This window comes from Moorena sp. SIO2C4, from assembly GCF_010672485.1.
GTDB classification, from domain to species: domain Bacteria; phylum Cyanobacteriota; class Cyanobacteriia; order Cyanobacteriales; family Coleofasciculaceae; genus Moorena; species Moorena producens.
Window position 1 is genome coordinate 1 of record NZ_JAAHGN010000223.1, and the last position, 8,534, is coordinate 8,534.

Sequence of the window (8,534 nt, forward strand, 5' to 3'; positions counted from 1 at the left end):
TCCAAAATCCCAAAAACCCTCCTGGCCAAGTATGATTGGTTATGATTGGTAGGGTTCCCAAACATCCCACGATTTTTTGTGATTATGGCCCAATTCGATACCGGCTTGCCCAGTATTAGTCAAATTCAAGGCTATATCAAAGACCAACAACTCCTAGAGCTAAAACTTCTCACTGGGGATTCCTTCAGGGGGAAGTTGTGCTGGCAAGATCAAAACTGCCTGTGTCTGATCACTCAAGATCAGCAGACCATCATGATCCCTCATCATGCGATCGCTTATCTAAAGCCAGAGGCAGCTGAAGGCTGAAGGCTCAAGGCTCAAGGCTCAAGACTGTTCGCCGGATAGCCTTCGGTTTAGGGTAGGCTGAAATGGGTTTATTGGTGGATCAAGGTTAACTAAAAACTTGATCCACAACCAAGCATTACCCTTCAACCTTTTAGAATTTAGAATTTAGAATTTAGAATTTAGAATTTAGAATTTAGAATTTAGAATTTAGACTTCTGGCTTCTACCTTCTGCCTTCTGCCTTCTGCCTTCTGCCTTCTACCTTCTGCCTTCTGCCTTCTGCCTTCTGCCTTCTGCCTTCTGCCTTCACCATTCTACCTTCTTAATTCTGCCTTCTTAATTCTACATTCTAAATTCTGCATTCTACATTCATACTTCGTACTTTATTTTTGATTTACAACTTATAGCTTAGTCCAGTCAGTAACAATATAGTTGCAATAATACAGCCCAAGCATCCCAGGGCAAGATTAGTCATATTTGATTGACTTGCTGATGCTAGGGCTGTATTGAGATCCGGTGAAGTTAGACGTTCATAGTTTTTTATTGCTACATTAGCTTCTGGTAAAGAAGAGATCAGACTACCAATAAAATAATGTAATCCCACAAAAACTGCTGAGCCCAACCACTGACTTAATACTGAACTATAGAGTTCCGTATACGCCAAAAATAAGGCATTTAAAATATAACATAATACCGTCAGTGATATAGTACCTAAAATAAACTTCCACCAACTTGACTCAAAATCTTCCTCAGTTATATCTTCAAATAATCCTGGGCGCTTAGTTTTCAAGTTATTTTCAAAATACACAAATATACCGATCCCAATTATACAGATAAACACTCCGATTAATAACCAGTGCCATGTTCTCAATGGGATGTCTTCTGATAAATAATTAAACTGAAACCCTCCCGTTAGGCACCAATAGGCTACACTGGCAAATCCAAACATAGTTAAAGACATGATTGAATGCCAAACAACCAACTTTTTTTCACTATTAATTAGAGTAAGTAGACTTAAGATATTATTGAAATCCCTCTTAAAAAACCACTTAACTAAAACAAATAATGGAGCAACAATAAACATAAGATAAATGTTGGCAAAATTGGAGCCTAGTGGGGTAGCTATCCCTCCTAGCCTACCTAATCCCAGTGAGACAAGCATTAAAAGTAACTCAGGATTATTGGTACTTGAGTTAATCACCAAGGTGCGTTGCTCGCGCCCTAAATAGTCACCAGCAAGACCCGCTGCACAGCTCACCATCAAGTCAGTGGTGTAGGGAATTAACCAAAAGCAAAATGTTACGGCTGTAATTAAAGAAATCACCAGGAATGGGATTTCACCAATGAAATCATGGAGCTTGATGATCCAACTGTCCATTAATTTAAACCTCGACTTAGTTTGGCAATCGTGAGTTACCCTTAAAAAAACTATTTCATAGTTTGGTATTGATTGATATAGAGCATCCATCGACCGAATTAGCCTAACCGTTAGTGTGATAGACTATCGACCTTAGTTAGATGTCCTTTTATGATGGCACCTGGCTCAAGATTCCCGGTCCCGTTCATCTGCAAACTAGATGGAATTGGAAACACACTGGGCTAAATGATAGTCTATGCCCTAGTAGCTAAAGAGTAAAAATCTTAGTCTAATTTGTATAAGTCAGTGAAATCACTATCCTCTCATGGCTCACTATCAGGGCTAGAGCACTATTCTCCTTCTAGTCCCACCCCACTTCTTAGTGCAAAGCACCTTGCAAAAGGTCTGATTAAAACGACAGCAATAGCCCTGGCATCGGGTTTTGTAGCCCTGTGCCAACCAGTGCAAGCTTTACAGGTACAAGTTCAACCAGACAATCCCCAGTTAGGCGATACTTTGTCAGTGGTAATTCAAACCGAAACAGTCGGTTCACCACCGAGCGTTTCTATGGGTCAAAAGACCTATCCTACCTTTGCAACAGGGACAAATCGTTATCGAGCTTTAGTACCCACTACACCATTAGATAAACCAGGAAAATTGGTTTTGCGGGTGGCTGGTGATGGTAAAGTCAACAACATAGCTGTACCACTTAAGAATCGCTCTTTCCCTGTCCAACGCATCTGGCTGTCTGGCAAAGCCTCTGCCCCAGCAACCCAATTTGAATTAAATCGGGTTGCCCAGTTTAAAAAATTAGTGACACCAGAAAAATTCTGGAATGGTAAGTTCTATAGACCCAACAATGCTCGTGTCTCCAGCGTTTTCGGTATTCGTCGCTACTACAACGGTGTCTTTGCTAACAACTACTACCATCGTGGTGTTGACTATGCCGGTGGCTTCGGTTCACCAGTAGTAGCACCAGCAGCAGGACGAATAGCACTAGTAGGACGAGAGTCTCAAGGTTTCCGGGTTCATGGTAACACCGTAGGGATTAACCATGGTCAAGGGGTACTCAGTATTATGCTGCACTTGAGCCAAATTAAAGTTAAAGAGGGGGATTTCGTTCAAGCTGGCCAGGTCATTGGTAGCATTGGTTCTACAGGTGCTTCCACTGGTCCTCATCTACATTGGGGTCTCTATGTTCACGGTCAGTCGGTTGACCCAGTACCCTGGAGATGGGAAGGTGTAAATTGACTTTCCGCCAGCCCATCACTTAGCTAAACCGCGAGAAGCCCCGCACTTTACCTTCATTGGGTAAGTGTCGTATGGGAAGCGCGGGGCAAGGGTCGGAACGTCGAAATGCCAATGGGCTATACTAGGGACAGTAGGGAAAACAAATTAAGAGCTAACCGCCACCTACTAGCTAAACATAGAACGAGTTGTATTGTTCCGGCGCGGAGGGGCATCCCGTGTCGTTAATAAAGTAACCCGTGTAACCGAATCGTTGGATGGTGTTGGTAAGAAGCCCGCGCTGTACCGCGCTTGTCAGCGTCGGGAGTATGTCACCTGGATCACCTATACTATAACTAAGCCAGCACATTTGATATCATAGATAAATCTAAACATCAAGGGTAAAGGTTAAAGGTTAAAGGTAACCGGCAAGAGCGAACAATTTTCTTTCCTCTTGCCCTTTCCCAATTAGTTAGCTGTTAACTTGTCCTTCCTTTAGGACTTAGTCGTTATTTACCATTACTCAATAAATTCCTCGTGTTTGCAGTTAGTCATGGGCTAAAGCCCTATGCCTCACTTACTCCTACTCTTTTTTTGATTTTACTAGGAAATTCCACTAACCACTCACTTCCCTTCACGAAATTCCCCAGATTCATCTATCGGGATCAGCTTAATCAGATCAAGACGAAGCTAAATTCCTAGATTATACTATTAATTATTTTAACCATTAAACCAATAGCTATTCAATCTACTCATGAGAATTGAGCAAATTATAGAAAAAGCCTTGAAAGATGGGTACTTAACTCCCCTGATGGAGAGTGAGGTCGGTCGCCTTTGTGACACAGCTTCGGAACTCTCCATTGAAGAATATATGGCATTAGACAAACTGATGGGGGCGCTTCTATCTGGTGAAGTGGTTACAGTTGCTCGCAAGCAGTTTATCAATGTCATGGAAGAGTTGGTATTAAGCGAAGCAATTGATCAAGTTACCAAGATAGAAGACAAGAGCGATCGCTTTCTGGAGGTAGGAGATATTGCTGCCTATGCCCTCAATAGACTGCCCCCTCTCTATGCTACTACCGAGAAAGGTGCTCAATACCAGCGTAAAAGAGCAAAGCAAGACCTAATGGATTTAATTAACCATCAAGTCAAGGATGCCATAGCCAAATACCTAGAGCGACCTCATTTTGGCGCTGATCGCCAAGCAATCCGCAAACAAACCAGCAAAGATCTGATGGGACAGATTAGTAACATGTTAGAGGGCTGTGCACCAGGCTTTGAGCCAAAGCCTCAGCGCTCAAATGGATTACATGGATTACGTTGAGTCATTGTTAACATGTGATGTTTAAAAAAACATTTTAAAGTATAATTTTTACAACTGAAATGTTTAATTCCTGACAATGACTGGTGTTCCTAGACTGACCTGCTCATACAACTGTTTAATATCCTGGTTGAGCATCCGTAAGCAGCCGTGGGAAACCGCTTTGCCGATTAGCTCTTCTTCATCAGTGCCATGAAGCCCGATTTGATGGTGCCCGTCAGACCAAAAACCAATCCACCTTTCTCCTAAAGGATTATCAGGTCCAGGAGGTATGAGTTCACCAGTAATCGGTTCTTTCCAAATAGGGTTGGGTTGTTTGCGAATAATTTTGAAACTGCCAGTGGGTGTATCCCAACCTGGTTTACCAATAGCAACTGGGTGGCTCTGGAGCAATTGTTCTCCCCAGTACAAGTAAACCGTAGTATCACTCAAATCCACAACTACCTGGTAAGTAATAGCAGCAATTGCGTCAGTAAAATAAGAGGTGGCTGGTAAAACCTTGGGAATTTTTGATTTCAGTCTCTTTGGCGTTACCTGAGGTTCTACCAGATCTGAGGCTGTCTTTTCGGATGACAACGGTTCCAGTTCTGGGTATACTGAAGAGGTTTTTGTCAACGTCTTATCTGTACTGAGTCCTGCTATGGTCAACCGAGAGGTTGCTGGCAAGACCTGGCTAATTTCAGGTGTAAGTTGCTTCAGCTTAAGCTGTGGTAGTTTAGCTGAGATTAACAATCCTGCTGACCCAAAGCAAAAGATCATTAAGCTGGTGTTAATTGAGTGGATTATGGCCATAATTAATTTAATTAATAGTTAATTAATAGGTAATGACTAGTTAATTTAATAGTTAATTAGCTGTTTACTGGCTCAGTCCACTACGAGCGTGAAAATGTAAGATAGACTAGTGCTCGATGAACGGGAACCAATCGCAGAAGTTGGGAGTCAATGAGAGGAAGAAAGTTTTAAAAGCTATTCCAATCATGAGCCAACCAATTTCTCTATCCTGGTCAACAGAGGTAAAGCTTCCTCAAGTGCCGGTGCAACCTGAGAAACTCTCTAACTATGATTTGGTTTTACGCTGTCAGGAAGGTATGAGTCCTGACCGCACAGCCTTTGCTGAGCTACTACGTCGGTATCAGTCCCACGTGGACAAGATTTTGTATCACTTAGCACCAGACTGGCAAGATCGCTCCGATTTAGCCCAAGAGGTCTGGATTAGGGTTTACCGTAATATTAAACGACTTAATGAACCAGTCAAGTTCAAAGGTTGGTTAAGCCGTATTGCCACCAATCTGTTCTATGATGAGCTCCGCAAACGCAAGCGGGTAGCCCACCCCCTGTCTCTGGATGCACCACGTCATATGGATGATGGCGATATGGATTGGGAAATTGCTTCAGCAGAGCCTGGTCCAGAAGAAGATATGACGACCAGAGAGTTTTATGAGCAACTGCACAAGGCAATATCAGAGTTGCCAGAAGTGTTTCGTACTACCATTATCCTTAGGGAAATCGAAGGTATGGCTTATGAAGAAATTGCTGAAATTACTGGCGCTTCTCTCGGAACCGTTAAGTCTAGAATCGCTAGAGCAAGAGCGAGATTGCAATCTCACCTGCAAGCTTATCTAGATTCCTAAACATCAGTATAGTTACTTAATAATATATCAAATTTTTACAAGGCTTGCGTGAGTCAGATCTTTATCTAAAGCGCCGGATTTAACAAGACAAGCTTAATCAGATCTTTATCTAAAGCGCCGGATTTCCTTTATTGGTTATTCCCTTAAAATAAAAAATATCGGAGATCTAGTGTGGGGAGTTTACGATGACTCGTTGGTGATGAGAAAATGACCTCTAAATTTAACCCTGATAACAATTATGGGCAGGAATCTGCCAAAGATATGGATTCCCTCAAACGCGATAGCTTTCAATTAATCAGTGCTTACGTTGATGGGGAAGTAACATCAGCAGAGCGCTCTGAAGTCCAGCAGCTATTGGCAACTGACCCAGATGCCAAACGATTATACAATCGACTGGTGATGCTACGTCAGGCATTCCGAACCATGCCCGTCCCACCAACAGAGCAACCAGCTCAAGAACTGGCACAGCAAGTTTTCTCAAAAATTGACCGCCGCCGGAATCGCCGAAAATTTGTTTGGGGTGGTGCCACCCTTGCTGCCATGTTTGTCGGTGCAGTTTCGATGATTGTGCCTAATGGCTCGTCACCAGAGCTAAAGATAGCGGAGCAAACAGAACCCCTCAGGATTGCTGTGAATCGACCGCTGCTTGAGATACCTAAAGCTCCAGTGTCATCTCCTAGACCGGCTGGGATTATACCAGAACTTAAGGGAAATGTCAATAATCCTAATTTGAATTAAATTAACTTAAATGGGATAAATAAATGGGATAAATGGTTCTTGCCTCGGCTTGGAACTAATCGCTATTTCAGTTTTTACTATTTCAGTGTTTAGCTTGTAGTTTGCTGATCAACTCATAAAACGGCTCCCAATTATCTTCCTGAGTAATTGGCTCCCAAACTGCCTCAATCACAGGTCTAAGTAAAGCAGTTTGCGGATTCTTATCTCGCAAAAGTGCTGACATATCCTTGAGCTGATCAACTGATAAATTTTGTAAAAGGTGGTGGTAGAAATTGCGCCAATCTGCTAGGGAGGAATACTTAGCATCTGACTCCCAAAAGGATTCTCGGCTCATTATCTTACTAACATCATCTCGCCAACTCTTATCAAACTGTTGGGCTAATTCAGCAAAGAAAGCGTGATAACCCACCTGAGTATCTTGCAGGAACTGAATCGTTAACCTCAATAACTCTGACTCTTCCGATTCTGGCAACTGTTCAAATCCCAGTTTATTCAGCATCAAGTGCCGATAATTGCGGTAATAATGTTTCCCAAACTCGGCTAAACCTGCTTCCATCTCCGATGTTGGGATTACCATCCCTAACGGTTGCTGAAGCATTTCTAAATTTAACTGACAAATTCCAGGCTGATTGCCGTAACTATAGCGCCTGTAATAGTCAAAGTAAGCAGCGGTAAACTTAGGGTCATAGGTGGGGATAAAGGCATAAGGTCCATAATCAAAACTTTCTCCAGTAATCGACATATTGTCGGTATTTAAGACACCGTGACAAAAACCCGCTGCCATCCACTGGGCTGCCAATCGAGCCACTCGTTCCACCAACTCGGCGTAAAACTGAGCATACTGCTCTTGTTTCTTATCCTCCCTGAGGGGGATGATGGCTGGGTAGTACTGCTCAATCACATGGTCTAATAGCTTTTTGATTAAATCCGGACGCTTAAAGTAATGCAGTCGCTCAAAGGTACCAAACCGGATATGGGAACGGCTAAAACGTACTATCACTGATGAGCGAGTTGGAGAGGGTTCATCACCCCGCCACAGTTGCTCACCAGTTTCAATCAGGCTCAGACAACGGGAGGTCAAAACGCCAAGATTGTGCAACGCTTCAGCTGCAAGTACTTCCCGCACCCCTCCTTTGAGGGTCAGTCTACCATCGGCAGTTCGGGAGTAGGGTGTGGTGCCAGAGCCTTTGGTACCGAAGTCGTAAAGTTCCCCATCGATACCTCTTACTTGACCATAGAGAAAACCTCTGCCATCCCCTAGTCTAGGGTTATATTCACCAAATTGATAGCCGTGGTAGCGCAGGGCTAAAAAGGGTCGAACTCCCTGAAATTTACCGAAAGCTTGGATAAAGTCTTGGTCGTTAGTGTCTTGGGGATTTAACCCAATACGGGGTAGCAATTGGTCGTTACGAAACCGCAGGATATGCCTGGGAAATTCTGCTGCTGCTACTTCGTCAAAATAGTCATATCCCAGGGATTCTAAAGCTGGCTCGTAGTTGAGAGAAAGGAACATATCGATCAGGGCTTCTTAGCTCTTAGGGAATAGGTTGGCAAAGGAATAGTTTTTTTATTCACCACAAAGACCCAAAGAATGATAAACCATCTAAGATTGTTAACGAAGGAAGAAAGCAGATTTGATCTAAGATATGCCTAATTCTATAATGTTCCAGGAAGATGGGTATGTAGTTCTCGAAACGAATCAACCAGAGGTGATTCTGACTCCAATGGAGTTAAAGTCAAAGTTAATGGCAATCTTGGCAAATCGTCAGGATGATTTGCCCAGGGATTTGCAGCATTTGACCTCTTTGGAGGAGCAAGGACAGTATTTGATGGAGACCAGCTGTGAATTAGATGTAGGACCTGGAGAGTATTTACAGTGGTATGTAGTCCGCCTGTAGAAACTATACCGGCAACAGAACAGGAGCGCTGAGCGCCGATGTCTAGGCAAGAACTCGGCGCTCAGCGTGACGGGTTGG

9 protein-coding genes are annotated in these 8,534 nt (G+C 43.1%); 6 read left to right on the plus strand and 3 right to left on the minus strand.

Features of this window, described 5'->3' with window-relative positions; genetic code table 11:
* Nucleotides 1-84 precede the first annotated feature (84 nt).
* Nucleotides 85-306: an Hfq-related RNA-binding protein gene (locus F6K20_RS13970; protein WP_008190019.1), complete on the plus strand. Its 222-nt coding sequence runs from the start codon at nucleotides 85-87 to the stop codon at nucleotides 304-306.
* Between the two features lie 372 nt (nucleotides 307-678).
* Here the strand turns inward: F6K20_RS13970 and F6K20_RS13975 are convergent, their stop codons facing one another.
* Nucleotides 679-1,608 (minus strand): hypothetical protein, encoded by a 930-nt coding sequence (locus F6K20_RS13975; protein WP_287267602.1) that lies wholly within the window; start codon nucleotides 1,606-1,608, stop codon nucleotides 679-681.
* Between the two features lie 339 nt (nucleotides 1,609-1,947).
* On the opposite strand from F6K20_RS13975, the gene F6K20_RS13980 reads away from it, so the two are divergent.
* Together F6K20_RS13980 and F6K20_RS13985 are read left to right on the plus strand one after the other, a co-directional pair.
* Nucleotides 1,948-2,892, plus strand: coding sequence for a M23 family metallopeptidase (locus tag F6K20_RS13980; RefSeq protein WP_008190014.1), 945 nt, complete (start codon nucleotides 1,948-1,950; stop codon nucleotides 2,890-2,892).
* Between the two features lie 730 nt (nucleotides 2,893-3,622).
* Complete coding sequence (locus F6K20_RS13985; RefSeq protein ID WP_008190011.1) at nucleotides 3,623-4,192, plus strand: late competence development ComFB family protein; 570 nt, start codon at nucleotides 3,623-3,625, stop codon at nucleotides 4,190-4,192.
* 63 nt (nucleotides 4,193-4,255) lie between these two features.
* Here the strand turns inward: F6K20_RS13985 and F6K20_RS13990 are convergent, their stop codons facing one another.
* The gene (locus F6K20_RS13990) at nucleotides 4,256-4,981 is read right to left on the minus strand and encodes a L,D-transpeptidase (RefSeq protein ID WP_008190009.1); all 726 of its coding nucleotides are present in this window, start codon (nucleotides 4,979-4,981) and stop codon (nucleotides 4,256-4,258) included.
* A 185-nt stretch (nucleotides 4,982-5,166) separates the two neighbouring features.
* Between F6K20_RS13990 and F6K20_RS13995 the strand changes: the two genes are divergently transcribed.
* On the plus strand, nucleotides 5,167-5,820 hold the full coding sequence (locus tag F6K20_RS13995) for a sigma-70 family RNA polymerase sigma factor (protein WP_044495298.1): 654 nt from the start codon (nucleotides 5,167-5,169) through the stop codon (nucleotides 5,818-5,820).
* 207 nt (nucleotides 5,821-6,027) lie between these two features.
* Complete coding sequence (locus F6K20_RS14000; protein WP_008190004.1) at nucleotides 6,028-6,558, plus strand: anti-sigma factor family protein; 531 nt, start codon at nucleotides 6,028-6,030, stop codon at nucleotides 6,556-6,558.
* Between the two features lie 82 nt (nucleotides 6,559-6,640).
* Here F6K20_RS14000 and F6K20_RS14005 read toward each other — a convergent pair whose 3' ends face one another.
* Nucleotides 6,641-8,071, minus strand: coding sequence for a protein adenylyltransferase SelO (locus tag F6K20_RS14005; protein ID WP_008190002.1), 1,431 nt, complete (start codon nucleotides 8,069-8,071; stop codon nucleotides 6,641-6,643).
* Between the two features lie 133 nt (nucleotides 8,072-8,204).
* Here F6K20_RS14005 and F6K20_RS14010 point away from each other — a divergent pair, with 133 nt between their 5' ends.
* Complete coding sequence (locus tag F6K20_RS14010; protein WP_044495296.1) at nucleotides 8,205-8,456, plus strand: CRR7 family NDH-1 assembly protein; 252 nt, start codon at nucleotides 8,205-8,207, stop codon at nucleotides 8,454-8,456.
* The last annotated feature ends 78 nt before the right edge of the window (nucleotides 8,457-8,534 follow it).